Raw genomic sequence first — 25,972 nt, forward strand, 5'->3', positions numbered from 1 at the left:
GTGTGACATATGCCTGTCGAACGTAACATAACCGCAGCTCGCGGCGCTTCGGCACTCGCCGACACCCGCAACCGGCAGGCCGCCACCCGCGTTTCCGATGACGTGCTGCTCGACGCCGCGCGTGAGTGCGTGCTCGCCGCCGGTGTGCGCCGCACCACGCTCGCCGAGATCGCCCGCACCGCCAAGGTCAGCCGGATGACGCTGTACCGGCGGTTCCCCGACGTCCGCAGCGTGCTGACCGCGCTGATGACCCGCGAGTTCGGCGCCCTGCTGCAGGGCGCGAGCGCGCGTGGCGCCACGGCGGAGACCGCGCGCGGCAGACTGGTCGAAAGCGCGGTCGAGGCCGTGCGCGCGCTGGCCGCCGACCCGCTCATGCGCACGGTGCTCGACGTCGACGCCGAACTGATGCTGCCCTACATCGTCGAACGCCTCGGCGGCACGCAGCGGCTGGCCGAGCAGGTGATCACCGCCCTGCTCGCGGCGGGCTGGTCCGACGGCACCATCCGCCGCGGGGAAACCGACGCCCAGGTGCGCACGGTGCTGCTGGTGGTCCAGTCCTTCGTGCTTTCGCTGCGGCCCGCGACGGCCGATGTGGACGAGGACGCGTTGCTCGGCGAGTTCCGGCACCTGCTCGACGCGGCGCTTCGCCCATGAACTCGGCTTCCCTCAACGCCGCGCGGCGCGAAGCCGAGCTGGCGCGGGTGGCCGGTGGCGAGCGGGTCGACCTCGCGGTGATCGGCGGCGGGGTGACCGGCGCGGGCATCGCGCTGGACGCCGCCGCGCGCGGGCTGTCGGTGGTCCTGCTCGAAGCGAACGACCTGGCCCACGGCACCTCGCGCTGGTCGAGCAAGCTGGTCCACGGTGGACTGCGGTACCTCGCCAAGGGCGATTTCGCGCTGGCACACGAGAGCGCGGTCGAACGCGGCATCATGATGACCGTCACCGCGCCCCACCTGACGCGGACGCTGCCGCAGCTCTTCCCGTTGCACACCACGACTTCGCGGGCCCAGCAGGGGGTGATCGCGGCCGGGTTGCAGGCCGGGGACGTGCTCCGCCGGATCACCCGCACGCCGGGACGCGTGCTGCCGCGCCCGCGCACGATCACCCGGCACGAAGCGCTCGCGCTGACCCCGGGGCTGCGGCGCAACGGCCTGCGTGGCGCGCTGCTGTCGTTCGACGGCGCGCTCACCGACGACGCGCGGCTGGTGGTGGCGCTGGCGCGCACCGCCGCGTCGTACGGCGCGCGGATCCTGACCAGAGTGCGGGCGCACCAGGTGCTGGCCGATCGGGTCCGGGCGACGGACGAGCTGACCGGGCAGGCGCTGGAGGTCCAGGCGCGGCAGGTGATCAACGCGACCGGGGTGTGGGCGGGTTCGCTGGTCGATTCGGTGCGGTTGCGCCCGTCGCGCGGCTCGCACCTGATCCTGCGCGGCGAGGCGGCGGGCACCAGCGTCAGCTCGGTGATGATCGGGGTGCCCGGGGAGACCAACCGGTTCGTCTTCCTGCTGCCCCAACCGGACGGCAACGTCTACTTGGGACTGACTGACGAACCGGTCGACGGCCCGATCCCCGAGGTGCCCACCGTTCCCGAGTCCGATGTGGACTTCCTGCTGGAGGTCGCCTCGTCAGCACTGGCGCGACGGCTGACCACCGCCGACGTGATCGGGCGGTTCGCCGGCCTGCGCCCGCTGATCTCGGCCGGTGGGCGGAGCGCGGACCTGTCCCGCAAGCACGCCGTGCTGCGCTCACCGGACGGCGTGCTCACCGTGGTCGGCGGCAAGCTGACCACGTACCGCCGCATGGCCGCCGACGCGGTCGACGCGGCGGGGTTGCCCGCGGGCCCGTCCACCACGCACGAGCTCCCCCTGATCGGCGCGGCGCCGCGGTCGCGTTTGTCTACTGTGGACGCCCCGCGGCGGCTGATCCTGAAGTACGGCACGGAAGCCCCGCGCATCGCGGCCATCGGCGAACTCGACCCGGCGCTGGCCGCCCCGGTCGCACCCGGCAGCGAGATCACCGGCGCGGAGGTCGTCTGGGCGATCCGGCACGAAGGCGCACTGGACGTCTCGGACGTCCTGGAGCGGCGGACGCGCCTGAGCCTGGTCCCGGCGGATGCCGAGGCTGCGAGGGAGCACGTCGCCGACCTGGTCACCCGCTCCCTGCGGGGCCTGCCCACCCCCACCTGACCTCCTGCCGAGGGCCCGCCGCATGGCCACTCCGGCAGCCGCCACCGATGTCACGAATGTGGCTTTCGAGACGCCACACGTCTCGAAAGCCACATTCGTGACATGGCCGCCGCCCCGCCGCATGCCGCGCCGTGCCGCACCGTCCGCCGCTGCCCTGCCCCGTGCTGTGAAAGCCACATTCACAGCCGATTCCGCAGTGAAAGCCACATTCACTGCACCCCGCCCGGATCACGCCTGGTAAGCACCCCGCCCCCTTGGGTAAATTTGACGAGGCGTTGGGTTTTTGCAACAGTATGTTCCATGAGTCCGGTCAGACGTGGCAAAGAGCTGCCGATACACAACCGGCTCCAGGTGTTGCGGGCGGAGCGCGGGATGAGCCGCGCGCAGCTCGCGGAGGCGGTGGAGGTGAATCCGCAGACCATCGGCGCGCTCGAGCGGGGCGACCACTATCCCAGCCTCGACCTGGCGTTCCGGCTCTGCGACGTGTTCGGCCTGCCGGTCGAAGCGGTGTTCAACCGGCAGCCGTTCACCCCGCTGTCCACGCAGGTCTATTCAAGGGAGACCCCATGACCTCACTGCGCGAACGCTTCAGCGCGTCGTGGGAGAAACAGCTCGAAATCCAGGAGCGCAAGGAAAGCGACCGCGCGCGGATGCTGCCCCGGTGGCGCACCCGCGCCCACCGCCGCCGGTTCACCGTGGTGATGCTGGCGGGCAACCTGGTCATCATCGGCGCGGCGGCGACCGTGCACCGCGAGAACTGGTGGCTCTTCGCCGGGCTGTGGTTCGGCGGGTTCGCGGTGTGGATGACCGGGTTCGTCCTGCTGCGCATCCTCACCGGCCGGATGAGCACCGCCTTCTCCGCCCTGCTCGACGAGCGCGAGCGCGAGTGGCGCCACCGCGTCAACTACGTGGGCTACCAGGCCATGTTCTTCGTGATCATCGTCGCCTTCGCCTACCTGATGGTGGTCAACGGCACCACGAACGCGGCCTACCGGGGCGCGATGATGCTGGCCGCGCTGATGGTGCTCGGCTCCTCCGTGCCCACCCTCGTCCTCGGCTGGTCCCTGCCCGACGACGACCCAGAAGACTTCATCGAACCGGCTCCCGGGGAGGAAACCGATGCCTGAAAACCGGCTGGAGATCGACGGCGTCTCCAAGCGATTCGGCGACCTGGTCGCCCTCGACCAGGTCAGCTTCGACGTGCGCGGCGAGCTGTTCGGCTTCGTCGGCAGCAACGGCGCCGGCAAGACCACCACCATGCGCATCGTGCTCGGCGTGCTGGCCGCCGACGCCGGGCAGGTCCGCTTCGGCGGCACCCCGGTCGACCACCAGACCCGCACCCGGATCGGCTACATGCCCGAGGAACGCGGGCTGTACCCGAAGATGAAGGTGCTCGACCAGCTGGTCTACCTGGCCCGGCTGCACGGCATGAGCACCGACGAGGCGCACACCAGCGCGCAGAGCTGGATCGACCGGCTCGGCCTCAAGGAGCGTCGCGCCGAAGAGGTCGAAAAGCTCAGCCTCGGCAACCAGCAGCGCGTTCAGCTCGCCGCCGCGCTGGTGCACGATCCGGCGGTGCTGGTGCTGGACGAACCGTTCTCCGGCCTGGACCCGATCGCGGTGGACGTGATGAGCGACGTGCTCAAGGAAAAGGCGGCCGCCGGGGTGCCGGTGGTGTTCTCCAGCCACCAGCTCGACCTGGTGGAGCGGCTGTGCGACCGCGTCGGCATCATCCGCGGCGGGCGCATGGTGGCCACCGGCTCGGTGGACCGGCTGACCGCCGACGCCGCCACCCGCCTGCGCGTCACCGCGCCACGGGCCCAGCCCGGCTGGGCGGCCGCGATCCCCGGCGTCCGCGTCCTGAGCGAGGGCACCACCACCGAACTGGAACTCGAACCGGGCGCCGACGACCAGGCGGTGCTCACCACCGCGCTCGCCACCGGTCCGGTCACCGGGTTCAGCAGGCACCAGCCGTCGCTGACCGAACTGTTCCGCAACGTCGTCACCGAGGAGAAGGCCCGATGAACCCCACCCGCTCGGCCGGCGGCTTCACCGCGGTCCGGCTGGTCGCCCAGCGCGAGCTGAACACCCGGCTGCGCACCAGGTCCTTCGTCATCGGCACCGTGCTGATCCTGGCCTTCCTCGGCGGGTACGTGCTGTTGCAGGCCTCGCTGTTCAGCAGCGCGGACAAGCAGTCGGTCGGCCTCGCCGGGCAGACCGCGAGCATCGCGGACACCTTGAAGCAGCAGGGAACCGCGCTCGGCGAGGAGATCGAGACAGTCACCGTGACCGATCTCGGCGAGGCCCGCAAGCAGGTCGAGAACGGCGACCTCGACGCCGTGCTCACCGGCAGCCGCGCCGACCTCCAGGTGCTGGTGAAGACCGAGCTGGACCCGCAGCTCGGCGCCATCCTGAACCAGATCGCGCAGAACGAGGTCCTCGGCGGGGTGCTGGCCCAGGCGGTCGACGACCCGGAGCAGGTGCTGGCCACCGTGCAGGCCACCACGGTCAAGGTGGAGCAGCTCGAACAGCCCGATCCCGAACGCGGTCAGCGCATGGCCATCGGCCTGGCCATGGTCGTGCTGCTCTACATGAGCATCACCACCTACGGCTCGATGGTGGCCCAGGGCGTGGTCGAGGAGAAGTCCAGCCGGGTGGTGGAGATCCTGCTGTCCACCGTCCGCCCGTGGCAGCTGCTGCTCGGCAAGGTCATCGGCCTCGGCCTGGTCGGCCTGGTGCAGTTGCTCATCCTGGCCGGGGCCGCGCTGGCGATGACCACGATCTCCGGCGTGATCACCCTGTCCGGCGTGGCCACCGGCACCATTCTCTGGGGTCTGCTCTGGTACCTGCTCGGCTTCTTCCTCTACGCCACCATCTTCGCCGCCGCCGGCGCGCTGGTGTCGCGGCAGGAGGACATGCAGTCGACAATGATGCCGGTGACCATGGTGCTGCTGATCGGCTTCCTGGTCGGCTTCAACGTGCTCATCCAGGACCCGGAGAGCGGCCTGGCCGCGGCGCTCTCCCTGGTGCCGCTGCTCTCGCCGGTGCTGATGCCGGGCCGGATCGCCGCGGGCGTGGTGTCCGGCTGGGAGGTCGCGCTGGCGCTGGTGCTCACCGTGGCCGCGGTGGCGCTGTTCACCTGGCTGGGCGGCAAGATCTACCGCAACGCGGTGCTCCGCACCGGCAGCCGGGTCAAGCTGGCCGACGCGCTCAGGGGCTGAGCGCGCCGTAGCGTTCCAAGGCCACCCGGCGCTCGTGGGCGTGATCGACCACGGGTGCCGGGTAGCCGTCCGGCAACCCGGCTTTCCACGGCTGGTGCACGGTTTTGCCGGACAACCCGGCGAGTTCGGGCACGTACCGCCGGACGTATTCCCCGCTGGGATCGAACTTCTCCCCCTGGGTGATCGGGTTGAAGATCCGGAAGTAGGGCGCGGCGTCGGTGCCGCTGCCCGCCACCCACTGCCAGTTCAGCTGGTTCGAGGCGAGGTCCCCGTCGACCAGGTGCCGCATGAAGTGCCGCGCGCCCCACCACCACGGCAGGTGCAGGTCCTTGACCAGGAAGCTCGCCACGATCATCCGCACCCGGTTGTGCATCCAGCCCTCCGCGAGCAGCTGGCGCATCCCGGCGTCGACCACCGGGTACCCCGTGCGCCCCTCGCACCACGTCTCGAAGACCGAACGCGCGGCGGCGCCCGTCTCGTGCTGCATGCCGTCGAACCGCGAGTTGTAGTTGCGCCGCGCGGTTTCCGGCCGGTGCCAGAGCACGTCGGCGTGGAACTCGCGCCAGGCCAGTTCGGCGCGGAAGGCCTCGTCCTCGTCCCCCAGGTCGGCGAGCAGCGTGCGCGGGTGCACGCAACCCCAGCGCAGGTACGGGGAAAGGCGGCTGGACCCGTCGAGGTCGGGCCGGTCGCGCCGGGCGTCGTAGCCGGCCAGTCCCTCCTCGCGGAACCGTTCCCAGGTCGCCAGCGCGGCCCGCTCCCCCGGCTCCGGCAGGCGCATCGAGCCGAGGTCCGGGTCGGCGGGAAGATCCACGCCGGGCAGGCCGTCCGGCGTGATCCAGTCCACTGTGGACGCCGAGGTCTTCGCGGGGGAAGGCCAGCCGTGCCGCAGCCACGCGCGGAAGAACGGGGTGAACACGCGGTACGGCTCGCCGTCCGGTTTGGTGATGCGGCCGGGGGTGATGGCGTAGGAGGACCCGGTCTCCACCCAGTCGACCCCGTGGCGGTCCAGCTCCGCGGCGACCGCCCGGTCCCGCTTCCGGCCGTAGGGCGCGGTGTCGGCGTGGACGTGCACGCTGCGCGCGCCGATCGCCTTGGCGAGCTCGGGCAGCACCTTTTCCGGATCACCGCGCACCACCAGCAGGCGGCCGGAAAGCTGGTCGTCCAGCGCGCGGAGGCAGCCGTGCAGGAAGGCCACCCTGGGCGCGCCGGAGGGCTTCAGCAGCGCGTCGTCGAGCACGTAGAGCGCGAGCACACGGCTCGCGGATTTCGCCGCGGTCAGCAGGGCCGCGTGATCACCCAGCCGCAGATCCCGGCGGAACCACAGGATCGCTGGAGCGTTGTCGGCCATGCCGGAAAACGATATGGCCCCCGACCGCGCTTCGCACGTTCAGGGGCCATATCACCGAAGTGGATCGTCAGCGGTCCGAAATCGGGGTGTAGTCCCGCTCCTTCTCGCCGGTGTAGATTTGGCGGGGGCGGCCGATCTTGGTGGCCGGGTCGTTGATCATCTCGCGCCAGTGGGCGATCCAGCCGGGCAGGCGGCCGAGCGCGAACAGCACGGTGAAGTACTGCGTCGGGAAGCCCAGCGCCCGGTAGATCAGTCCGGTGTAGAAGTCGACGTTCGGGTACAGCTTGCGCTCGATGAAGTAGTCGTCCGAGAGCGCGGTCTCTTCCAGCTTCTTCGCGATGTCGAGCAGCTCGTCGTTGACGCCGAGCTTGTTGAGGATCGAGTCCGCGGTGGTCTTGATGATCTTCGCGCGCGGGTCGTAGTTCTTGTAGACCCGGTGCCCGAAGCCCATCAGGCGGACACCCTTTTCCTTGTTCTTCACGCGTTCGACGAACTTCGCCACGTCGCCGCCGTCGGCCTGGATGCCCTCGAGCATGTCCAGCACCGCGCTGTTCGCGCCACCGTGCAGCGGGCCGAACAGCGCCATGATGCCCGCTGAGATGCTGGCGAACAGGTTGGCCTCGGACGAGCCGACCAGCCGCACGGTCGAGGTGGAGCAGTTCTGCTCGTGGTCGGCGTGCAGGATGAACAGCAGGTCGAGCGCCTTGGCGACCTCGGGGTCCACCTCGTACGGCTCGGCGGGCAGCCCGAAGGTCATCCGCAGGAAGTTCTCCACCAGGCCGTAGGAGTTGTCCGGGTAGAGGAACGGCTGCCCGATCGACTTCTTGTAGGCGTAGGCGGCCAGCGTCGGCACCTTCGCCAGCAGGCGGATGGTCGACAGCTCCACGTTGGGTTCGTCGAACGGGTTCAGCGAGTCCTGGTAGAAGGTGGACAGTGCGGACACCGCGCTGGACAGCACCGGCATCGGGTGCGCGTCGCGCGGGAAGCCGTCGAAGAAGCGCTTGAGGTCCTCGTGCAGCAGGGTGTGCCGGTTCACCTTCGAGGTGAACGACTCCAGCTGCTCCGGGGTCGGCAGCTCACCGTAGATCAGCAGGTACGAGACCTCGATGAAGTTCGAGTGCTGGGCGAGCTGTTCGATCGGATAACCGCGATAGCGCAGGATTCCGGCGTCACCGTCGATGTAGGTGATGGACGACGAGGCGGCGCCGGTGTTCACGAAACCGGGGTCGAGCGTGATGTACCCGGTGGAAGCCAGCAACTTGCCCAGTTCGATACCGGGGGCGCCCTCGACAGCGTGGACCACTTTCAGCTCGTGCTCGCCATTCGGCAGCCGCAGCGAAACGGTCTGGGAGCCGCTCGGCGCGGACGTAGCGTCCGACATGAAAGTACCTCTCACTGTTCGCACGGGCCGGCGGCGCCTGCAGGTCGCACAGGTTGCCTCATGTCACTCGCGAGGCGGCCGTTGGCCTCGCTGCACACCGCCCCGCTGGGGTATGAATTCTCCTCCACGCTAGTCGAGAGGGGGCCCCTCGCGCAGCCACTGTGTTATCAGTGACGAACGGTTTGCGACGAGATTCACACGCCTGGTGAGACTTCCGGCTATCCGGGCGCGTCCAGCTCCGCCTCGGTGGGCGGCTCGGCCCCGCTGCGGGAGACGGTGACCGCCGCCGCGCGGGCGGCGTAGGAGAGGGCCTCGGTCCAGGCCGCGGCGTCCAGCGCGACCGGGTCGAGCACGTCCCGCTTGGCGAACCAGGCGAGCAGCGCGCCCTGCACCGTGTCGCCGGCGCCAATGGTATCGACCAATCGCGCCTTCGCGGAGGGCACGTGGGCCAGGTCGCCGCCGCGGGTGTGCGCGGACAGGCCGTCGGCCCCGTGGGTGAGCACCACCGCACCGGCGCCCGCGGCGAGCCAGTCCCGCGCGGCGGTCACCGCGTCGGTGCCGTCGGCGAGCCACTCGGCGTCCTCCACCGAAAGTTTCAGCAGGCGGACGTGCGGCAGCCAGGAGGCGAACCGCGCGCGGTAGGCGGCCGGGTCGGCGATCAGGTCGGCCCGGATGTTCGGGTCGAGCGCGGTGAGCAGGCCGCGCTCGGATTCGCGGCGCAGCAAGGATTCGTACGCCGAGGCGCCAGGTTCGAGGACCATGCCGAGGGTGCCCAGCGAGAGCACCTTCGCCGACGCGGGCAGCGGACCCGGATCGGTGAACAACCGGTCCGCGGTGCCCTCGGTGTAGAAGGTGTAGTGCGCCGAGCCGGTCTCGTCGAGCGCCACCACGGCGAGCGTGGTCGGCTCGTCGCCGCGCTGCACCAGCGCGGTGTCCACATGGGAGGCGTGCAGCCGGGCGATCAGCGCCTCGCCGAACCGGTCGGTGGACACCCGCGACAGGAACGCGGACGGCACGCCGAGGCGTCCCGCGGCGAGCGCCACGTTGTACGGGCCACCGCCGAGCCGGGGCAGCAGCGGCCGCAGGCCACCGTCCAGAGTGGACTCACCGGGTACCAGGTCGACCAGCGCTTCACCACCGACAACGATCACGCGCCAGATGCTACCCCGCGGCCAGTCCGCCGAGCAGCAGTTCGGCCAGCGCGGTGAAGGCCTCGGCGTCGGAGACCTGCACCCGCGACGCGATCACGCCGGTCTGGATGCCTTCGATGATCAGCCCGGCCATCTCCGCGATCAGCGTGGCCTGGACGGTGCGGAAGACGCCGTCGCGCACGCCCTTGTTGATGAAGCCGCGGATGCGCTCGGCGGCGGCCCGGCTGTTCAGCTCGTAGGCGGCGCGGGCCGGGGCGAACTCGGCGATGTCGCGCATGAACGCCGGTGAAGCGCGCTTGAGGTGCTCGGCGGCGCCGTCGAGGTAGGTGCCGATGAGCTGCCTGGCGTCGGTGAGCTCGGCGATGCTCGCCTCGATCCGCTCGGCCGCGCCGCGGAAGAAGCGGCCGACGACCTTGACCGCGAGCTGCTCCTTGCTCGGCGCCAGCGCGTACAGCGTCGACTTGGAGCAGTGCATGCGGGTGGCGAGGTCGTCGAGGGTGAACTCGGCGAAGCCCTCGGCGAGGAAGAGCTCCTCGAGGTCGGCGAGCAGGGCGCGCTGCCGCGCGGTCGGCTGCCTGCGGGGTGCCCGCGCGCGGGCATCGACATCAGCCATGGCCGTACAGTACTCTGAAGTGTCCCTCAGTACTGTTTTCAGTACTGCTTTGATCGTGTCTCATCGTGGAGGACAGTAATGCCAGCGGAGCGCCTGCTGCCGTCGACCGAGGCGAAGGACCTCGTCGACCTCGCCCGCGAAATCGCCCGCGAAGAGCTGGCGCCGCTGGCCGGGGAGTACGAGGAAGCCGCCCGGTTCCCCCGCGAGCAGTTCGCCCTGCTGGGCAAGTCGGGGCTGCTGGGACTGCCGTACTCCGAGCGCTGGGGTGGCGGCGAGGTGCCGTACGAGGTCTACCTGCAGGTGCTGGAGGAGATCGCGAGCGCGTGGATGTCGGTGGGCGTCGGGTTGTCGGTGCACACGATGTCCTGCTTCGCGCTGGCGCACCACGGCACGGACGCGCAGCGCGACCGGTGGCTGCCGGAGATGCTGGAGGGCGGCCTGCTCGGCGCGTACGCGCTGTCGGAGTTGCAGGCAGGCTCGGACGCGGCGGCGCTGTCCACCCGCGCGCGGCTCGACGGGTCGGAGTACGTGGTCAACGGGACCAAGGCGTGGATCACGCACGGTGGTGAGGCGGACTTCTACACCACAATGGTGCGCACTTCGGACGAACCGGGCAGCGGTGGCATCTCCTGCCTGCTGGTCGACGGTGCGACGGAGGGCATGTCGGCCTCGGCGCCGGAGCGGAAGATGGGCCTGACCGGCTCGACCACCGCCCAGATGCGGTTCGAGAACGCCCGCGTGGACGCCTCGCGGCTGATCGGGTCGGAGGGGCACGGGCTGAAGATCGCGCTGGCGTCGTTGAGCTCGGGGCGGCTGGGGATCGCGGCGTGCGCGGTCGGCCTGGCCCAGGCGGCGCTGGACGAGGCGGTGGCCTACGCGAAGGACCGCACCCAGTTCGGTCGGTCGATCATCGAGTTCCAGGGGGTCGAGTTCATGCTGGCGGACATGGCCGCCGCGGTGGAGTCGTCGCGCGCGATGTACCTGGACGCGGCGCGCCGACGGGACCGAGGGCTGCCGTTCCAGCGGCAGGCGTCGATCGCGAAGCTGGTGGCGACGGATGCCGCGATGAAGGTGACCACCGACGCGGTCCAGGTACTCGGGGGCGCGGGGTACACGCGGGACTTCCCGGTGGAGCGGTACATGCGGGAGGCGAAGGTGCCGCAGATCTTCGAAGGCACGAACCAGATCCAACGGGTCGTCATCGCCCGAGAACTGCGAAAGGCCTGACGGCAAGTGGCATAATCCACATGTGATCTTAGGGAAGGCGCCGCTTCTGACGGTCGCGGAGTACGCCGCGCTCGGTGAGACGGAGTCCTGCTACACGGAACTCCTGGAGGGGCGGCTGCTGCTCTCCCCCAACCCCGGACCGGCGCACAACTTCGCCATGCTGGAGCTGTGGACTCAACTGGCCGGGCAGGCGCCGAGCCGCTGGACGGTCGTGCACGCCATCGACATCGATCTGGAGTTGGCCGCGCCGGACGAGCTGGGGTTCTCGCGGCGGCCGGATCTGATCGTCGCCGATCTCGGTGGGGTCAAGCGGGCGGACGAGAGCGGGCGGCTGATCTCCGCGAAGGACGTGCTGATCGTGGTCGAGATCGTATCGCCGAGTTCGCGGCGCACGGACCACGTGATCAAGCACGGCGAGTACGCCGACGCGGGCATTCCGCACTACTGGATCGTCGACCTGACCGAGCCGGTCTCCCTCACGGTCTGCCACCTCGCGTCCGGCTTCGGGTATCAGAACGCGCCGGAAGTATCCGGCAGGATCACCCTGCCGGAGCCCTTCCCGCTGGAACTCGACCTCGGTCAGCTCTCCCGGTAGCGGCGCGGCGCGACCACGCCCTCACCGGTCGCCTCGTCGAAGTGGTAGACCTCCCGCCCCCGGATGAACACGCGCATCGCCCGGTTCATCACGTCCAGCGGGTCCCCGGACCAGATCACCACGTCGGCGTCCAGGCCCGGCGCCAGCGCCCCGACCCGGTCGTCCAGGCCGAGCATCTCCGCCGGGTTCACCGTCAGCGAGCGCAGCGCCGTCTCCGGGTCGAGCCCGTCCTTCACCGCCAGCGCCGCCTGGTAGACCAGGAAGTTGATCGGGATCACCGGGTGATCCGTGGTGATCGCGATCTTCACCCCGGCACGCGCCAGGATCCCCGCCGAGCGCAGCGTCCGGTGCCGCAGCTCCACCTTGCTCCGCGTGGTGAACAGCGGCCCGAGGATCACCGGCACCTCGCGCTCCGCCAGCAGGTCCGCGATCAGGTGTCCCTCGGTCCCGTGGTTGATCACCAGCCGGTAACCGAACTCGTCGGCCAGCCGGATCGCGGTCACCATGTCGTCGGCCCGGTGCACGTGCTGGTCCCAGTACAGCTCCCCGTCGAGCACCTTCGCCAGGACCTCCTTGGTGAGATCCGTGTCGAACGGCTTGCCCTCGCTACGGGCGTGCTCGCGCTGGGCCTGGTAATCCCGCGCCTTCGTGAACGCCTCGCGCAGCACCGCCGCCACGCCGAGCCTGGTCGACGGCGTCTGCCCCTTGTCGCCGTACACGCGCTTCGGGTTCTCCCCCAGCGCGCTCTTCACGCTGACCTGCTCGGCGAACACCATGTCGAGCGCGGTCCGGCCCCAGGTCTTCACGCCGACGGTCTGCCCGCCGATCGGGTTGCCCGAACCCGGCTTGATCACCGCGCTGGTCACCCCACCGGCGAGCGCGTCGTCGAAGCCGGTCTCGGTCGGGTCGATGCCGTCGATCGCGCGGAACCGGGCGCCGTTCGGGTCGGTCATCTCGTTGACGTCGTTGCCCGACCAGCCCTCGCCCTCCTCGTGCACGCCGAGGTGCGCGTGCGCGTCGATGAACCCGGGCAGCACCCAGCACCCCGACGCGTCGACCAGCTCGGCGTCCTCCGGGACGTCCACGTCGGCTTCGGCACCGACGGCGGTGATCCGCCCGCCCTCGATCAGGACCGTGCCACCGTCGATCGGTTCACCGTCGACGGGCACCACATAGCCACCAACAATCGCGCTCACCATGGTCGACACGCTAAACCAAACCGGCTCAGGACACCCGGATCCCCCAGCTACCGGTCCACGACTCGCCGGGGCCCAGCTCGATCAGGTCGGTACCGGAGTTCAGCGCGTCCGCCGGGCACGTCATCGGCTCGATCGCGATGCCGCGACCGCGGCCGACCAGCTCCGCCGGGGTGAACACCTGCACCCACTTGAAGTCGGGGCCCGCCCACACGTCGAGCTGCTTGTCCTCGTACGACAGGCGGAAGTGGTGGTTGCCGTCGGCCTCGGTGGTCAGGCCGCCGAACGCGGTGTCCAGGTCGACGCCGCCGAGGATCACGCCGTCGCGGAAGTCGTAGTCGGTGCCGTCGACGTCCTGCTCCTCCTGGTACGGCAGCTGCGCCTCGGCGTCGTACGGCCGCACGCGGGTGGCGGGCAGGGTGAGCGTCAGGTCGTCCGTCGGGGTGTCGCCCAGCCGGAAGTACGGGTGCGTGCCGAGGCCGACGCCGATCGCCGACTCGCCCTCGTTGCGGATCTCGTGGGTCACGGTCAGCTCGCGCGGCGCGACCTCGTAGGTGATCGTCGCGCGCAGCGGCACCGGCCAGCCCGGCTGCTCCGGCACGTCCACCGCCATCGTGATGGACGACTCGGCGTGCTCCAGCAGTTCCCACTCCTCGCGGCGGGTCAGCCCGTGGATGGCGTTGCCGCGCTTCTCCTCGGTGACCTCGAGTTCCTGCTTCTCACCCTGGTACACCCACTGCGCGGCCTTGGTGCGGTTGGGCCACGGGAGCAGCACCTGCCCGGCACCCTTCGGCGGCTTCTCGTCCTCGCCGAAGGTCTCCAGGAACGGCACCCCGCCGACCTCGAAGGCACGCAGGCCGGCGCCGATCTCGGTGACGACCGCGCGGGCCCCGCCGCGGGTGATCTCGAACTGTGCTCCAGTGGGATTGGCCATGGCGCTGCAATCTACCGGCTGGACATTCGGGCCGGGGTGCGCAAGCTTGGTTCGCGTGAAGGTGCATCACTTGAACTGCGGCACGTTCCGGCCCACCGGCGGCAGGCTGGTCGACGGCCAGGGCGGGCCGATCCACCGCGCCCGGCTGGTCTGCCACTGCCTGCTGGTCGAGACCGCCGACGGGCTGGTGCTCGTCGACACCGGGCTCGGGCTGCAGGCGGTGGAACGGCCCGGCCCGTGGATGGGGCCGTCGCGCCGGCTGCTCAGCGCCGCCCCGACCCGGGCGGAATCGGCCGCGCGGCAGGTCACCGAACTGGGCTACGCCCTCGGTGACGTGCGCGACATCGTGCTCACCCACCTCGACTTCGACCACGCGGGCGGGCTCGCCGACTTCCCGCACGCCACGGTGCACGTCTTCGAGCGCGAGCACCGGGCGCTGACCGCTCCGGCCAACGCCGCCGAACGCCTGCGGTACCGGAAGGTGCAGTTCGAGCACGGCCCGAAGTGGAAGACCTACACCGAACCCGGCGAGGACTGGTTCGGCTTCACCGCGGTGCGCGAACTGGCCGGGTTGCCGCCGGAGATCCTGATGGTGCCGCTGGCCGGGCACACCCTGGGCCACACGGGCGTCGCGGTGGACACCGGCGACGGCTGGCTCCTGCACGCAGGCGACGCGTACTTCTTCCACGGCCAGCTGAACCCGGGGCAGCCGCACTGCCCGCCGGTGCTCACCGCGTTCCAGAACCTCACGCAGACCGATCGCCGCGCCCGCCTGGAAAACCTGGGCCGGTTGCGGGAACTGGCCGCGGGTCACCACAACGAGGTGACCGTGTTCTCCGCCCACGACCCGGTGGAACTGCGCCAGGCGCAACGGCACTGACGCAGTCCCACCGAAAGGCGTCAGCCCACCGGGGGTTCGATCGGCTGCCGGTCGGCCTCCGAGTGGGTGGCGCGCATGACCAGCCAGTTGATCCCCCACAGCACCAGGCCGACCGCGAGCAGGATCGCCGCCACCGTGTAGTCCCGCGCCGGTCGGCCGGACAGCGGGGTGACCAGGTAGACGCAGAAGATCGCGGCCAGAATCGGGATCACCGTCGGCGCCTTGAAGTGCTTGTGCGCCGCCTTTTCCTTGCGCAGCACCAGTACCGCCACGTTGACGATGGCGAAGACCACCAGCAGCAGCAACGCCGTCGTGCCACCCAGCACCCCGATGTCCACAAAGGACACAAGGCCGATGGCGATCAGGCTGGTGAAGATGATGGCCACCCACGGGCTGCGCCGGAACGGGTGCACCGTGCCCAGCTGCTTCGGGATGATCCGCTGGTTCGCCATGCCGTAGAGCAGGCGGCTGGCCATCAGCATGTTGATCAGCGCCGAGTTGATCACGGCGAACAGGCCGATCGCGGAGAAGACCTCGCGCGGGAAGCCGGGCGCGCCGACGTCGAGCACCTTCAGCAGGGCGCTGCTCTTGGCCGCCTCCAGGTCGTCGGCCGGGACCAGCAGCGACGAGGTCACCGAGACCAGGATGTAGATGGTCGCGGCGATGACCATGCCCCACAGCATCGCCTTCGGGAAGATCCGGATCGGGTCCTTGCACTCCTCGGCCATGTTCACCGAGTCCTCGAAGCCGACCATCGCGAAGAACGCCAGCGAGGTGGCCGAGGTGATCGCCACCAGCATGGTCTGGTTCTCGGTGTCGAACTGGGTCAGCCGCGAGGCGTCACCGTTGCCGTTGAGCACCGCCCACACGCCGACCCCGATGATGATCAGCAGGCCGCCGATCTCGATGCAGGTCAGCACCACGTTGGTCTTCACCGATTCGGCGACGCCCCGGAAGTTGATCAGCGCCAGGCCGATCACGAAGAGGATGGCCACCAGCGGCATCGGCGCCGTGATGAACTCCGCCAGGTAGGTGTCGCCGAAGGCCTTCGCCGCCGAGGAGGCCGAGGTGATCCCCGAGCACATCACCGCGAAGGCGACCATGAAGGTGAGGAAGCGAATCTTGAACGCCTTGTGCGTGTACAGCGCCGCACCGGCCGCCTGCGGGTACTTGCCCACCAGTTCCAGGTAGCTGAACGCGGTCATGAACGCGACCACGAACGCGAGCAGGAACGGCAGCCACAGTGCCCCGCCGACCCGGCCGGCCACCTGTCCGGTGAGCGCGTAGACGCCGGTTCCGATGATGTCCCCGACCACGAAGAACAGCAGCAGCTTGGAGCCCATCACCCGCTTGAGGCTCGGCTGACCGGCCGGACCGGTCTGCTCGGGCTCGGTTGTCGTCGTGTCCGCCATGCGGCAAGAGTGTGCCGCATCACTTCCGTGACCGACAGTCCGGATTGATCAGTTCTTCGTCACGTCTTGGCGACGGGGGCCCGGTACCGCCAGAAAGCGGGCAGGAGCAGTACCGCGACCAGGAGTAGGAGAATCACCAGAACCCCGCCGCCGCTGGTCGCGGCGGCCGTGCCGACCCCGGCCGCGGCCCAGCCGTGGGACAGGTCGGCGATGCGCGGCCCGCCCGCGACCACCACAGTCAGCGCGCCCTGCATCCGGCCGCGCATCTCGTCGGTGGAGGCGGCCTGGAGGATGGCCATCCGGTAGATCGCGCTGACCATGTCGGCCGCGCCGGCCAGTGCCAGGAAGACGATCGCCAGCCACAGCGAGTCGGCCAGGCCGAAGGCGATCACGCACAGGCCCCACGCGGCGATCGAGACCACCACGGCCACCCCGTGCCTGCTGATCCGGGTGAGCCAGCCGGACATCAGCCCGATCAGCATCGCGCCGAGCGGGATCGCGGTGTACAGCCAGCCGAGCGCGAGGCCGCCGCCCGGCGGGTCGCCGAAGGTCCGCTCGGCCATCTCCGGGAACAACGCGCGCGGCATGCCCGCCACCATCGCGATCACGTCCACCACGAACGAGGCGAGCAGCACCTTCTGGGTGCCCATGTAGCGGAACCCGTCGAGCACGTCGCGCAGCCCGGCGCGGCGGACCAGCCCGGACAGCGGCAGCATCGCGGGCAGCTTCCACACCGCCCACAGCGTGAGCGCCAGCGCCACCGTGTCCACCAGGTACAAAGTGGACAGACCGACGATCGGCAGCAGCGCGCCGGCGGCCAGCGGGCCGAACACCGCGCCGAACTGGCTCATCGTGCTCTGCAGCGCGATCGCCGGCGGCAGCAGTTCCTCGGGCACCAGCCGCGCCACCACCGCGCTGCGGGTGGGCATGTTGATCGCGAAGAAGGCCTGGTTCACGCCGAGCAGGGCGAGCACCACCCAGACCGAGTTCACCGCGAAGAAGGCCTGCGCCCACAGCAGCGCCGCGGTCACCGCGATACCGGTGTTGGTCACCATGAGCAGCTTGCGGCGGTCCACGGTGTCCGCGATCGCGCCGCCCCACAGGCCGAACACCAGCAGCGGGACGAGCGCGACGGCCCCGGTCAGGCCGACGTAACCGGACGAACCGGTCAGGTCGAACACCTGCTTGGGCACCGCGACGGCGGTCAGCTGGCTGCCGATGGCGGTGACCACGGTGGTCAGCCAGAGACGGCGGAAGGCCGGGATCCGCAACGGACGCGTGTCCATCACGATCGAGCCGAGTACCTTGCGGGCGCCCTTCGGTTTCCTGGTTCCCGCGTCGGTGCTCACCGGAGAAGCTTAGCGAGCCTAAGTGGTTGCCGTCGCGTGATTTTCGCTACGGGGCGACGCGCTCGACCTTCCAGCCGTCGTCGGTGCGGACGTAGCGCAGCCGGTCGTGCAGGCGGTCGCGCTGGCCCTGCCAGAACTCCACCACGTCCGGGCGGATGCGCCAGCCACCCCAGTGCGGCGGGAAGGGCACCTGCTCGGTGTCGGCGAACCGGCGCTCGATCGCGTGCAGCGCGTTGTCCAGCGCGCGCCTGCCGTCGACCACCCGCGACTGCGGGCTGGCCCAGGCGCCCAGCTGGGATCCACGCGGGCGGGAGGCCCAGTACTCGGCGGTCTCGGTGATGTCCACCTTCTCCACCTCGCCCCGGACGTGCACCTGGCGGTGCAGCGAGTACCAGGGGAAGGTCGCCGACGCGTACCGGGTGACGGTGAGGTCGTGGCTCTTGTTCGAGGTGTAGTTCGTGTAGAACACCACCCCGCGCTGGTCGAGGCCCTTGCAGAGCACCGTCCGGCTGGACGGGCGGCCCTCGCCGTCGGCGGTGGCGAGCACCATCGCGTTGGCTTCCGGGACCCCGGCGTGGATGGCCTGGTCGAGCCAGGACTGCAGCTGTTCGGTCCAGGTGGCGGCGAGGTTCTCCTCGTCGAGGGCGTCACCTTCGTAGGCCACCCGCATGCCGGGCAGCCGGATGGCCACGTCCACGTCAGCCGCACCGTTCGCGTTGTCGAGCTCCGGCATGTTCGCCAACCTCCGTGCCCTGTAGGGCCGTCATTGATTCACCCGACGGTAGGGGCTGGACCGCGGTGGCGAAACCCACAGAACGGTGACTCCTGCCACCTCGTTGTCCCCCACTCGTAACTCACCGCTTACCTCGCGCCACACGGGCGCAAAAACCCGTCCCTACCTTCGGTCTGTTTTCCCGGACTGGAGGTAGCCATGACGGAGACCATCCCCACTAGGAAAGAGGCCCCGCCACAACGGCGGTACGCCAGGCTCGCGGCCAACGAGAACCGCGAGGACTACTCGCTCCGCTTCGCCGCCCACTCGTTCCGCCGCTGGCGGCCGCTGGTGGTGGCCACCACCGCGCTCGGCGGCATCGCCTACCTGGCCGACTTCGCCATCGGCGCGAGCATCGTGTTCAGCTACGGGTTCACCTCGGGGGTACTGGCCATCCTGGCCGCCGCGCTGGTCATCTTCGTCACCGGCGCGCCGATCGCCGCGGCCTGCGCGAAGTACGGCGTGGACATGGACCTGCTCACCCGCGGTGCCGGGTTCGGCTACTTCGGTTCGACGCTGACCTCGCTCGTCTACGCCAGCTTCACGGTGATCTTCTTCGCGCTCGAGGGCTCGATCATGGCGCAGGCGTTCGACCTGGCGCTGGGGGTGCCGCTGCCGATCGGGTACCTGCTGTCCACGCTGATCGTGCTGCCGTTCGCGTTGTACGGCATGGGCGCGCTGGCGAAGATGCAGACCTGGACGCAGCCGCTGTGGATCGCCGGGCTGATCCTCCCGTTCGTGGTGGTGGCCGTGCGGGAGCCGGGCAGGCTGGCGGAGTTCGCCTCGTTCGGCGGGACCGAGGGGGCCGGGTCGCAGTTCTCCGCGATCGGGTTCGGCTTCGGCATGGGGGTGGCGTTGTCGTTGATCGGGCAGATCGGCGAGCAGGCCGATTACCTGCGGTTCATGCCGGAGAAGACGGCGGCGAACAAGCGCTCGTGGTGGGCCGCGGTGCTCGCCGCGGGCCCCGGCTGGGTGGTCCTGGGCGCGGCGAAGCAGATCGGTGGTGCGTTGCTGGCGTTCCTGGCGCTGGGGGTGGTCGGCGAGACGCACGCGCTGGAGCCGATCGCGCCGTACCTGGAGGCGGTGAAGCCCGCGCTGGGCCCGGTGGCCCTCACCTTCGCGGCTCTGTTCGTGGTGGTGTCGCAGATCAAGATCAACACAACGAACGCCTACTCGGGTTCTCTCTCGTTCGCGAACTTCTTCTCGCGCGTGCTGCACCGGCACCCCGGCCGGGTCTGGTACGTGCTGGTGAACTGCGGGATCGCGCTGGCGCTGATGGAGTTCGGCGCGTTCGCGCTGCTGAACAAGATCCTGGGGTTCTACTCGAACGTGGCGATCGCGTGGATCGGCGCGGTGTGCGCGGACCTGCTGATCGTCAAGCCGCTGGGGCTGTCGCCGCGGTACGTCGAGTTCAAGCGGGCTTACCTGCACAAGATCAACCCGGTCGGCTTCGGCTCGATGGTCTTCGCGTCGGCGGTCTCGATCACCGCGTACTTCGGTGCTTTCGGCCAGTACCCGGCGGCTTTCAGCCCGTTGCTGGCGCTGGTGATCGCGGTCGTCTGCGTGCCGCTGCTGGCGTGGTTGACCAAGGGCCGCTACTACCTGGCGCGCCCGAACACGGTCGCCACCGGGGACCTGCAAGCCACCCACACCTGCACCGTCTGCGGTGACGCGTACGAGCTGCCGGACATCGCGGACTGCTCGCGGCAGCAGGGGGCGATCTGCTCGCTCTGCTGCACCCTGGACTCGACCTGCCACGACCAGTGCCAAGCCCCAGGTGCCTCGCCGGTGGCCCTGCCCATGCCCACCGTGCGCCGTCCGGAGTGACGTGAATGTGGCTTTCACTGCGGATTCGGCAGTGAAAGCCACATTCACTGCACCTCAGCAGGAGGACTTGGGGGCGGTTCCGGCGAAACGGGAGGAGAGCCACTCGATGGCGACCGGTCCGCCCACCGCCACGCCGCCGATGTGTTCCAGCAGCGGGAAGGTCTGCCACTGCACCGTCACGCCCGCCGCGCAGTAGCGCGAGAGGAGCGCCTTGCCCACCTTGAACGGGATCAGCTCGTCCAGCGTGCCGTGGTAGAGGAACACCGGTGCCGAAGGGGCGCGGTCCCCCGCCCGGTTCTCCGCGAGCCGTGCCTGCCAGCGCGGGTCGGCCAGCGGGTCGGGGATGGTCACGAAGTCGCGCAGCCGTGCGAAAGGTGCGGCCGCGCCCAGTTCGATGGTGCAGGCGTCCTGGATGCGCGAGACCACCTTGCGCCCGCGGTCGTTCAGGATCGACTCGAACGGCACGTCCGGGTAGGCCGTCGCCAAGCCGGTCGCCGCGCCGAGGACCAGGCCGAACGCGGGGCCGCCGTCGTTGAACTTCGCGACCGCGTTCAGGTCGGCGGGCACGCCGCCCGCGGCCACCCCGGTCACCTTCAGCTCCGGCGCGTACGACGGGTGCAGTTCACCCGCGAACGCCGCCGCCTGCCCGCCCTGCGAGTACCCGAACACGCCGACCGGCGCGTCCGGCGAAAGGCCCGCCTCGCCCACCGTCAGCGCGGCTCGCGCGGCGTCCAGCATCGCGCGGCCTTCGGACTGGCCGGTGGCGTAGGTGTGCGTGCCCGGTGTGCCGAGGCCTTCGTAGTCGGTGAGCACGACGGCCCAGCCCTTGCTGAGCGCCTGGCCGATCAGCGCGACCTCGTTCTCGGTGCCGGTGCGCAGCTTGTACGACGGCGCGCAGGCGTCGCCGATGCCGTGCGTGCCGACGGCGTAGGTGAGCAGGGGGCGCGGGCCGTTCGTCCACGGGATGGGTGGCAGCAGCAGCGTGCCGGACACCGCGTTCGCCTGGCCGGTCGCCGAGGTCGAGCGGTAGAGCAGCTGCCACGCCTTCACCGGGGCCGGGAACGGCCCGACCTTGACGTCGACCGCGCGCTGGCGCAGCACGTCACCCGGCTCGCCGGACAGCTGGTCGGGCGGGGTGTAGAAGGGATCTTCCGAGGGCACCGGCGGACTGGCCGCCTGCGCGGGAAGGGCACCGGTGGTCAGCGCGACCAGTGCGACGGTCAGGGCGGCCAGGGCTCGGCGCATGGATTTCTCCTCAGTGCCGCGAAGCGGCTCCGTTGAGGGTGGTGGCGGGCTGGCGGGTGGGACTCCGAGGTTTGAAAATCAGGATTTTCGCAATGTAGGCCGCCCGCTATAATTTGGCAATCGCGGTTACCGAAATTCACCGGTTGGAGGCCAGGTGGTTCGCACCTACGGCGGAGTGGCCCCGGAGCAACGTCGCGCGGAGCGACGGGAGAAGCTGCTCGCCGCGGCGCTGGAGCGGTTCACGGCGGACGGGTACGCGCAGACCAAGATCGCCAGGCTGTGCACCGACGCCGGGGTGTCCACCCGGAACTTCTACGAGGAGTTCAGCAGCAAGGAGCAGCTCCTGCTCACCCTGCACGCGCGGATCAACGAGGCCGCCTACCAGCGCGTCGGCGCCAAGCTCGACGAACTGGCCGATGTGGACGCGGTCACCAGGATCGCCGCGGCGCTGGACGTCTTCGTCGCCACGGTGACCTCCGATCCCCGCCTGCCGCGGCTCAACTACGTGGAGGCGGTCGGGGTCAGCCCCGAACTCGAGCGCCAGCACCAGGACTGGGTGACGCGCTGGGCGGAGTTCATCGCCACCGAGGCCGAACGCGCCGCGCGGCACGATCTCGCCCCCTCCCGCGACTACCGGCTGACCTCGATCGCCCTGGTGGGCGCGGCCACTGGCCTGCTGCGAGAGTGGCAGGCCCATGAACCACCGTTGCCCGTGGACGAAATCGCGGCAGAGCTGAAGGGGATCATGCTCGCCGCCATCACGCGGCAGTAAGCAGCCGCCGAGGCGAAGGCACCCGCCGTCGCATCACGCGCAAGCAGCCAGCCGCCGCGGCGAAGGCACCGGTCAGGCGAGTGCGAGTAAGCGCTCCGCGTCCACTGTGTTGTCCGCGAGGGCCGTCACCAGGGCGCCGCCGCCGGGCAGCGGGCTTACCGACCACCACTCACCGCCCGCCGGATCCACCGGTTTTTCCTCCAGCAGCAGGATTTCCGTGGCCAGTACCCGGCGTCCGGCGAGGTAGGCGAGGCTCCTGCCCAGCGCCGGGTCGCCGATGTCGAGGGTTTGCCTCAGCACCGCCCGGCCGTCCCGCACCACGTGCTGCGTGGTGGTCAACCGCCCCGGCGCCTCGCCCTCGCGGCCCAGCACCAGCACCTCACGCGCCCGAAAAGCGGCATCCCCAAACAACGAAACCCGCAGCTCCGCGACATGCCGCGCGCGGGCGGTCACCACGGTCGGTTCGGGCAAATACGAAAACCACCCGCCCTCCTCGACCACAACCTCCACAATGGACGAACTCGCCTCGCCGAACGGGCCGGGCAGCGCCAGCGTCGCGGCCACCCCGGAGAGGGTCAGCCGCGCGCCGGCGCCCACCCGCACGACCAGCCGGAGTTCGTCCCCGCCGAGCGGCGAGGTCGCCGAGTTGACCAGGTGCACCAAGGCGTCCGAAGTGGACCGCCGGCGCGGGAACAGGGTGAGCGGCGCCATCGACCGCAGCTCCCGCAACACCGTCCGCCCGGTGGCATCCAGTTCGGCGACCAGCCGCGCGGTGGCCTTCACCCCGCGCGGACCGGCACCAGCGACCGCACCCAGTCGGCCACCGCGGGCGCGTTCGGCGTGTCCACAAGGGACTGCGTGATCACCGGCAGCTCCCCGCGCATCCGGTGCGCGTCCGAGGTCATCACCTCCATGTCCGCACCGACCAGATGGGCGATGTCGATCTTGTTGATCACCAGCAGATCCGCCGTGGTGACCCCGGGCCCGCCCTTGCGCGGGACCTTGTCACCCCCGGCGACGTCGACCACGAACACCTGGCTGTCGGCCAGCCCGCGGCTGAACACCGCGGTCAGGTTGTCCCCGCCGCTCTCGATGATGATCAGGTCGAGCCCGGGGAACCGCTCCTCCAGCCGCTCGGCGGCGTCGAGGTTCGCGGTGATGTCGTCGCGGATCGCGGTGTGCGGGCACGCGCCGGTCTGCACCGCCTCGATGCGCTCCGGGTCGAGCACCCCGGCCTTGCGCAGGAACTCGGCGTCCTCGGTGGTGTAGATGTCGTTGGTCACCACGGCCAGGTTCAGCTCACCGGCCAGCGCCCGGCACAACGCGGCGACCAGCGCGGTCTTCCCGCTGCCGACCGGGCCGCCGATGCCGATCCGGTACGGCCGCCCGTCCATCGACGCGGCCGGGAACTGGTCCGGTTCGGTGGCGGTGGGATCGAAGTTGACCGGGTGCACGTGACCGTGCCCGTGGCCGTGTCCTTCAGCTGGCAAAGAGACGCACCTCTTCCTTGTGTCCGCGCCAATGCGCTTCGGCGAGCAGGTCCAGCGCGGGGGCTCCCGGCGCCGGGAGTTCGGCGGGGTCCTCCCCCGCGACCGCGGCCGCTTCGTCGGCGACCGCGTGCAGTTCCCCGGAAAGCCGGGCCACCACGGCGTTCACCACGAACGGGTCCAGCCCGAGCAGGCGCACCGCCGCGCTCGCCGGACCGCTCACCGCGAGGTAGGCCACGGCCAGCGCGGCGTCGACCGGTGCTCCCCCGGCGATCCCGGTGAGCGCGCCGACGATGATCGGGTGGTGCGGGCGCGGGGTGACCCGCAGCAACTCGTCCAGCACCGGCGACGGCCAGGCGACCTTGCCCGCCCGGGCCGTGCCACGCCCCTGCGCGCGGGAGGATTCCCGTTGTGCGGCAGAAGGTGTGCGAGCGTCGAGTTCGGTGTCCAGCAGTTCCCAGTCCGACTGGCAGCACGCGGCCGCGGCGAACGAAGCCGCCAGCACCCCCGCCGTCCGCAACCGTCCACTGAGGAACGACGGCAGGTCGCGCTCGGTGCGCACCAGCTTGCGCACCACGGTTTCCTCCAGCCCGCCGGAGTGCACGTGGCCACCACCGGGGAACCGGGAGTCGGCGAGGATGAGCGCGGAAACATCCATCAGAACAGGAAGTACCGTTGGGCCATCGGCAGTTCGTCGACCGGCTGCGGTTCGATCAGCTCTCCGTCCACGTGCACCGCGAAGCTGTCCGGCTCCACCCGGATGTCCGGCAGCGCGTCGTTGAGCACCATGTCCGCCTTGCCTCGTCGACGGGTGTTCGCCACCGGCACCACCCGGCTGGTCAGCCGGAGCTGCTCCCCGATCCGGGCCTCGATCGCCTCCGCCGAAACAAAAGTCAGGCTGGTCTCCGCGGCGACCACCGGCGACGCACCGAACATCGGCCGCGCGAGCACCGGCTGCGGGGTGGGGATGGACGCGTTGGCGTCCCCCATCGCCGCCCACGCCGCGAACCCGCCCTTGAGCACCACGTGCGGCCGCACGCCGAAGAACTTCGGTTCCCACAGCACAAGATCCGCCAGCTTGCCGACCTCCACGGAACCGATCTCGGCGTCCATGCCGTGCGCGATCGCCGGGTTGATCGTGTACTTGGCGACATAACGACGCGCCCGCAGGTTGTCCGCCGCGCCGTCACCGGGCAGCGCGCCCCGGCGGCGCTTCATCACGTGCGCGGTCTGCCAGGTCCGGATGACCACCTCGCCGATCCGCCCCATCGCCTGCGAATCCGAGCTCATCATCGAGATCGCGCCCAGGTCGTGGAGCACGTCCTCGGCGGCGATGGTGGTCGGCCGGATGCGGCTCTCGGCGAAGGCCAGGTCCTCGGGCACCGACGGGTTGAGGTGGTGGCAGACCACCAGCATGTCGAGGTGCTCGTCGAGGGTGTTCGCGGTGTGCGGGCGGGTCGGGTTGGTCGACGACGGCAGGATGTTCGGCAGGCCGGCCACCTGGATGATGTCCGGCGCGTGCCCGCCGCCGGCGCCCTCGGTGTGGTACGCGTTGATCGACCGGCCGCCAATGGCGTCCACAGTGGACTCCAGGAAGCCGGCCTCGTTCAGCGTGTCGGTGTGGATCGCCACCTGGACGCCGGATTCGTCGGCCACGGTGAGGCAGGTGTCGATCGCGGCGGGCGTGGTGCCCCAGTCCTCGTGCAGCTTGAACCCGCCCGCCCCGGCGGCGAGCTGCTCGCGCAGCGCGTCGGCGCGCACGGTGTTCCCCTTGCCCAGCAGCAGAACGTTGATCGGCAGCTGGTCCATCGCCCGCAGCATGCGGCCGAGGTTCCAGGCGCCGGGCGTGACCGTGGTGGCCTTGCTGCCCTCCGCCGGGCCGGTGCCTCCGCCGACCAGCGTGGTCAGCCCGGCGGCCAGCGCGGTGTCGACCAGCTGCGGGCAGATGAAGTGCACGTGGCAGTCGATGCCGCCGGCGGTCAGGATCTTCCCGTTGCCCGCCAGCACCTCGGTGGCCGGGCCGATCACCAGCGCCGGGTCGACCCCGTCCATGGTGTCCGGGTTGCCCGCCTTGCCGATGCCGACGATCCGGCCGTCGCGCACGCCGACGTCGGCCTTGACCACGCCCCAGTGGTCCAGCACCACCACCCCGGTGATCACCAGGTCGGGCGCGCCCTCGGCGCGGGTGGCCATGCCCTGGCCCATCGACTCGCGGATCACCTTGCCGCCACCGAAGAGCACCTCGTCGCCCGAAGCCGGGCCCATGCTGCGGTCCTCGGTGACCTCGATCAGCAGATCGGTGTCGGCCAGCCGGATCCGGTCGCCGACGGTCGGGCCGAACAGTTCGGCGTAGCGCTCGCGGTCGATCTGGGGCAC

At 70.3% G+C, this 25,972-nt stretch carries 25 protein-coding genes; 11 read left to right on the plus strand and 14 right to left on the minus strand.

The window, feature by feature from the left end; genetic code table 11:
* The first annotated feature begins 9 nt into the window (after positions 1-9).
* The 6 genes from JYK18_RS07950 (at position 10) to JYK18_RS07975 (ending at position 5,407) form a co-directional block, all read left to right on the plus strand.
* Positions 10-654, plus strand: coding sequence for a TetR/AcrR family transcriptional regulator (locus JYK18_RS07950; protein ID WP_206801484.1), 645 nt, complete (start codon positions 10-12; stop codon positions 652-654).
* Positions 651-2,186, plus strand: a complete 1,536-nt coding sequence (locus JYK18_RS07955; RefSeq protein ID WP_206801485.1) for a glycerol-3-phosphate dehydrogenase/oxidase — start codon at positions 651-653, stop codon at positions 2,184-2,186. The genes JYK18_RS07950 and JYK18_RS07955 overlap by 4 nt, the downstream gene beginning before the upstream one ends.
* A gap of 300 nt (positions 2,187-2,486) precedes the next feature.
* On the plus strand, positions 2,487-2,756 hold the full coding sequence (locus JYK18_RS07960; RefSeq protein ID WP_206801486.1) for a helix-turn-helix transcriptional regulator: 270 nt from the start codon (positions 2,487-2,489) through the stop codon (positions 2,754-2,756).
* Positions 2,753-3,313 carry a hypothetical protein gene (locus JYK18_RS07965; RefSeq protein ID WP_206801487.1) on the plus strand — a complete coding sequence of 187 codons (561 nt, stop codon included), beginning with the start codon at positions 2,753-2,755 and terminating at the stop codon, positions 3,311-3,313. The genes JYK18_RS07960 and JYK18_RS07965 overlap by 4 nt, the downstream gene beginning before the upstream one ends.
* Positions 3,306-4,211 carry an ABC transporter ATP-binding protein gene (locus JYK18_RS07970; RefSeq protein WP_206801488.1) on the plus strand — a complete coding sequence of 302 codons (906 nt, stop codon included), beginning with the start codon at positions 3,306-3,308 and terminating at the stop codon, positions 4,209-4,211. The genes JYK18_RS07965 and JYK18_RS07970 overlap by 8 nt, the downstream gene beginning before the upstream one ends.
* On the plus strand, positions 4,208-5,407 hold the full coding sequence (locus tag JYK18_RS07975; protein ID WP_206801489.1) for an ABC transporter permease: 1,200 nt from the start codon (positions 4,208-4,210) through the stop codon (positions 5,405-5,407). The genes JYK18_RS07970 and JYK18_RS07975 overlap by 4 nt, the downstream gene beginning before the upstream one ends.
* Here JYK18_RS07975 and JYK18_RS07980 read toward each other — a convergent pair.
* From JYK18_RS07980 to JYK18_RS07995, 4 genes are all read right to left on the minus strand, one after another.
* Positions 5,397-6,755: a deoxyribodipyrimidine photo-lyase gene (locus JYK18_RS07980; RefSeq protein WP_206801490.1), complete on the minus strand. Its 1,359-nt coding sequence runs from the start codon at positions 6,753-6,755 to the stop codon at positions 5,397-5,399. The two genes, JYK18_RS07975 and JYK18_RS07980, sit on opposite strands and share 11 nt — an antisense overlap.
* A 67-nt stretch (positions 6,756-6,822) precedes the next feature.
* The gene (locus tag JYK18_RS07985) at positions 6,823-8,136 is read right to left on the minus strand and encodes a citrate synthase (protein WP_206801491.1); all 1,314 of its coding nucleotides are present in this window, start codon (positions 8,134-8,136) and stop codon (positions 6,823-6,825) included.
* A 218-nt stretch (positions 8,137-8,354) separates the two neighbouring features.
* Positions 8,355-9,287: a carbohydrate kinase gene (locus tag JYK18_RS07990; protein ID WP_206801492.1), complete on the minus strand. Its 933-nt coding sequence runs from the start codon at positions 9,285-9,287 to the stop codon at positions 8,355-8,357.
* A 10-nt stretch (positions 9,288-9,297) separates the two neighbouring features.
* Positions 9,298-9,900: a TetR/AcrR family transcriptional regulator gene (locus JYK18_RS07995; protein WP_206801493.1), complete on the minus strand. Its 603-nt coding sequence runs from the start codon at positions 9,898-9,900 to the stop codon at positions 9,298-9,300.
* 78 nt (positions 9,901-9,978) lie between these two features.
* On the opposite strand from JYK18_RS07995, the gene JYK18_RS08000 reads away from it, so the two are divergent.
* Both JYK18_RS08000 and JYK18_RS08005 read left to right on the plus strand, forming a co-directional pair.
* Positions 9,979-11,127 (plus strand): acyl-CoA dehydrogenase family protein, encoded by a 1,149-nt coding sequence (locus JYK18_RS08000; RefSeq protein ID WP_206801494.1) that lies wholly within the window; start codon positions 9,979-9,981, stop codon positions 11,125-11,127.
* A 22-nt stretch (positions 11,128-11,149) separates the two neighbouring features.
* On the plus strand, positions 11,150-11,722 hold the full coding sequence (locus tag JYK18_RS08005; protein WP_206801495.1) for a Uma2 family endonuclease: 573 nt from the start codon (positions 11,150-11,152) through the stop codon (positions 11,720-11,722).
* Here JYK18_RS08005 and JYK18_RS08010 read toward each other — a convergent pair.
* Both JYK18_RS08010 and JYK18_RS08015 read right to left on the minus strand, forming a co-directional pair.
* The gene (locus JYK18_RS08010) at positions 11,707-12,921 is read right to left on the minus strand and encodes an amidohydrolase (protein ID WP_206801496.1); all 1,215 of its coding nucleotides are present in this window, start codon (positions 12,919-12,921) and stop codon (positions 11,707-11,709) included. The genes JYK18_RS08005 and JYK18_RS08010 overlap by 16 nt on opposite strands.
* Positions 12,922-12,946: 25 nt before the next feature.
* On the minus strand, positions 12,947-13,852 hold the full coding sequence (locus JYK18_RS08015) for an aldose 1-epimerase family protein (protein WP_206801497.1): 906 nt from the start codon (positions 13,850-13,852) through the stop codon (positions 12,947-12,949).
* 55 nt (positions 13,853-13,907) lie between these two features.
* Between JYK18_RS08015 and JYK18_RS08020 the strand changes: the two genes are divergently transcribed.
* A complete protein-coding gene (locus JYK18_RS08020) occupies positions 13,908-14,732 on the plus strand; it encodes an MBL fold metallo-hydrolase (protein WP_206801498.1) in 825 nt (274 codons plus the stop codon).
* A 20-nt stretch (positions 14,733-14,752) separates the two neighbouring features.
* Here the strand turns inward: JYK18_RS08020 and JYK18_RS08025 are convergent, their stop codons facing one another.
* The 3 genes from JYK18_RS08025 to pdxH all read right to left on the minus strand — a co-directional run bounded on the left by JYK18_RS08025 (position 14,753) and on the right by pdxH (position 18,226).
* Entirely contained in the window at positions 14,753-16,144 is a 1,392-nt protein-coding gene (locus JYK18_RS08025) for an APC family permease (RefSeq protein ID WP_206801499.1), read from the minus strand.
* A 59-nt stretch (positions 16,145-16,203) separates the two neighbouring features.
* Complete coding sequence (locus JYK18_RS08030) at positions 16,204-17,430, minus strand: MFS transporter (RefSeq protein ID WP_206804089.1); 1,227 nt, start codon at positions 17,428-17,430, stop codon at positions 16,204-16,206.
* Positions 17,431-17,539: 109 nt separating this feature from the next.
* Positions 17,540-18,226 carry a pyridoxamine 5'-phosphate oxidase gene (pdxH, locus tag JYK18_RS08035; protein ID WP_206801500.1) on the minus strand — a complete coding sequence of 229 codons (687 nt, stop codon included), beginning with the start codon at positions 18,224-18,226 and terminating at the stop codon, positions 17,540-17,542.
* Positions 18,227-18,424: 198 nt separating this feature from the next.
* On the opposite strand from pdxH, the gene JYK18_RS08040 reads away from it, so the two are divergent.
* Entirely contained in the window at positions 18,425-20,092 is a 1,668-nt protein-coding gene (locus JYK18_RS08040; protein ID WP_206801501.1) for a cytosine permease, read from the plus strand.
* A 54-nt stretch (positions 20,093-20,146) separates the two neighbouring features.
* On the opposite strand, the gene JYK18_RS08045 is transcribed toward JYK18_RS08040, so the two are convergent.
* Complete coding sequence (locus tag JYK18_RS08045) at positions 20,147-21,337, minus strand: lipase family protein (protein ID WP_206801502.1); 1,191 nt, start codon at positions 21,335-21,337, stop codon at positions 20,147-20,149.
* Positions 21,338-21,491: 154 nt separating this feature from the next.
* Between JYK18_RS08045 and JYK18_RS08050 the strand changes: the two genes are divergently transcribed.
* Positions 21,492-22,109 (plus strand): TetR/AcrR family transcriptional regulator, encoded by a 618-nt coding sequence (locus tag JYK18_RS08050; RefSeq protein ID WP_206801503.1) that lies wholly within the window; start codon positions 21,492-21,494, stop codon positions 22,107-22,109.
* Positions 22,110-22,181: 72 nt separating this feature from the next.
* On the opposite strand, the gene JYK18_RS08055 is transcribed toward JYK18_RS08050, so the two are convergent.
* From JYK18_RS08055 to JYK18_RS08070, 4 genes are read right to left on the minus strand one after another with little or no spacing between them, the layout of a single operon-like run.
* Positions 22,182-22,892, minus strand: a complete 711-nt coding sequence (locus tag JYK18_RS08055) for an urease accessory protein UreD (protein ID WP_206801504.1) — start codon at positions 22,890-22,892, stop codon at positions 22,182-22,184.
* Positions 22,889-23,599, minus strand: coding sequence for an urease accessory protein UreG (ureG, locus tag JYK18_RS08060; RefSeq protein WP_206801505.1), 711 nt, complete (start codon positions 23,597-23,599; stop codon positions 22,889-22,891). The genes JYK18_RS08055 and ureG overlap by 4 nt, the downstream gene beginning before the upstream one ends.
* Positions 23,589-24,254: an urease accessory protein UreF gene (locus JYK18_RS08065; RefSeq protein ID WP_206801506.1), complete on the minus strand. Its 666-nt coding sequence runs from the start codon at positions 24,252-24,254 to the stop codon at positions 23,589-23,591. Before JYK18_RS08065 ends, ureG begins: the two co-directional genes overlap by 11 nt.
* Entirely contained in the window at positions 24,254-25,972 is a 1,719-nt protein-coding gene (locus JYK18_RS08070) for an urease subunit alpha (RefSeq protein ID WP_206804090.1), read from the minus strand. Before JYK18_RS08070 ends, JYK18_RS08065 begins: the two co-directional genes overlap by 1 nt.

The organism is Amycolatopsis sp. 195334CR (assembly GCF_017309385.1).
In the GTDB taxonomy this organism is placed as follows: domain Bacteria; phylum Actinomycetota; class Actinomycetes; order Mycobacteriales; family Pseudonocardiaceae; genus Amycolatopsis.

What these genes read in the sequence shown, in the direction of transcription:
- JYK18_RS07950 (WP_206801484.1), top strand. Translation starts at nt 10, where the DNA reads ATGCCTGTCGAACGTAACATAACCGCAGCTCGCGGCGCTTCGGCACTC.
- JYK18_RS07955 (WP_206801485.1), top strand. Translation starts at nt 651, where the DNA reads ATGAACTCGGCTTCCCTCAACGCCGCGCGGCGCGAAGCCGAGCTGGCG.
- JYK18_RS07960 (WP_206801486.1), top strand. Translation starts at nt 2,487, where the DNA reads ATGAGTCCGGTCAGACGTGGCAAAGAGCTGCCGATACACAACCGGCTC.
- JYK18_RS07965 (WP_206801487.1), top strand. Translation starts at nt 2,753, where the DNA reads ATGACCTCACTGCGCGAACGCTTCAGCGCGTCGTGGGAGAAACAGCTC.
- JYK18_RS07970 (WP_206801488.1), top strand. Translation starts at nt 3,306, where the DNA reads ATGCCTGAAAACCGGCTGGAGATCGACGGCGTCTCCAAGCGATTCGGC.
- JYK18_RS07975 (WP_206801489.1), top strand. Translation starts at nt 4,208, where the DNA reads ATGAACCCCACCCGCTCGGCCGGCGGCTTCACCGCGGTCCGGCTGGTC.
- JYK18_RS07980 (WP_206801490.1), bottom strand. Translation starts at nt 6,755, where the DNA reads ATGGCCGACAACGCTCCAGCGATCCTGTGGTTCCGCCGGGATCTGCGG.
- JYK18_RS07985 (WP_206801491.1), bottom strand. Translation starts at nt 8,136, where the DNA reads ATGTCGGACGCTACGTCCGCGCCGAGCGGCTCCCAGACCGTTTCGCTG.
- JYK18_RS07995 (WP_206801493.1), bottom strand. Translation starts at nt 9,900, where the DNA reads ATGGCTGATGTCGATGCCCGCGCGCGGGCACCCCGCAGGCAGCCGACC.
- JYK18_RS08000 (WP_206801494.1), top strand. Translation starts at nt 9,979, where the DNA reads ATGCCAGCGGAGCGCCTGCTGCCGTCGACCGAGGCGAAGGACCTCGTC.
- JYK18_RS08010 (WP_206801496.1), bottom strand. Translation starts at nt 12,921, where the DNA reads ATGGTGAGCGCGATTGTTGGTGGCTATGTGGTGCCCGTCGACGGTGAA.
- JYK18_RS08015 (WP_206801497.1), bottom strand. Translation starts at nt 13,852, where the DNA reads ATGGCCAATCCCACTGGAGCACAGTTCGAGATCACCCGCGGCGGGGCC.
- JYK18_RS08025 (WP_206801499.1), bottom strand. Translation starts at nt 16,144, where the DNA reads ATGGCGGACACGACGACAACCGAGCCCGAGCAGACCGGTCCGGCCGGT.
- JYK18_RS08030 (WP_206804089.1), bottom strand. Translation starts at nt 17,430, where the DNA reads ATGGACACGCGTCCGTTGCGGATCCCGGCCTTCCGCCGTCTCTGGCTG.
- pdxH (WP_206801500.1), bottom strand. Translation starts at nt 18,226, where the DNA reads ATGCCGGAGCTCGACAACGCGAACGGTGCGGCTGACGTGGACGTGGCC.
- JYK18_RS08040 (WP_206801501.1), top strand. Translation starts at nt 18,425, where the DNA reads ATGACGGAGACCATCCCCACTAGGAAAGAGGCCCCGCCACAACGGCGG.
- JYK18_RS08045 (WP_206801502.1), bottom strand. Translation starts at nt 21,337, where the DNA reads ATGCGCCGAGCCCTGGCCGCCCTGACCGTCGCACTGGTCGCGCTGACC.
- JYK18_RS08065 (WP_206801506.1), bottom strand. Translation starts at nt 24,254, where the DNA reads ATGGATGTTTCCGCGCTCATCCTCGCCGACTCCCGGTTCCCCGGTGGT.